General features: G+C 63.3%; 2 protein-coding genes. Both read left to right on the plus strand.

The features are described from left to right. A partial coding sequence (locus ACU8YC_RS25620; protein WP_446896053.1) for a DUF2238 domain-containing protein occupies positions 1-457 on the plus strand: 457 nt, incomplete at its 5' end. A 4-nt stretch (positions 458-461) separates the two neighbouring features. After that, positions 462-611, plus strand: a 150-nt coding sequence (locus ACU8YC_RS25625; RefSeq protein WP_446896054.1) for a DUF2784 family protein, incomplete at its 3' end; no start/stop codon positions are given.

Genomic DNA, 611 nt, shown 5'->3' on the forward strand with positions numbered 1-611 from the left:
GCTCTACGTCGTGATCGCCATTCACGCACTGATCCTGATTCTCGGCGGCACCTATACCTATGCCAGGGTACCGCCGGGGTTCTGGGTGCAGGAATGGTTCGACCTCAGCCGCAACCCTTACGACAAGCTCGGGCATTTTATCCAGGGCGTGACGCCGGCCCTGCTCGCCCGGGAAATCCTGTTGCGCCTGCGCTTCGTCGTGCCGGGGAAGATGCTGGGCTTTCTCGCGGTCTGCGTCGCGCTGGCATTCAGCGCCTTCTATGAGCTGATCGAGTGGTGGGTGGCGCTGCTGGCGGGACAGGGCGCCGTGGACTTCCTCGGCACCCAGGGCGATCCCTGGGATACCCAGTCCGACATGCTCATGGCGCTGCTCGGTGCGCTACTGTCGGTCAGCCTGCTGGCGGGCACGCAGGACCGGCAGATCGAGCATCTGCAGCGTACCGGCGCGGCGGGCTGACGCCATGCTCTATCGGATCGGTGCCGACGCCGTACTGCTGTTGCACCTGAGCTTCATCCTTTTCGTGCTGTTCGGCGGTCTGCTGGTGGCCTGGAGACGCGGTTTTTTGCTACTACATCTTACGGCCGTAGCCTGGGGCATCTATATCGAACTG

It is taken from the genome of Citrobacter sp. VF227, assembly GCF_052950715.1.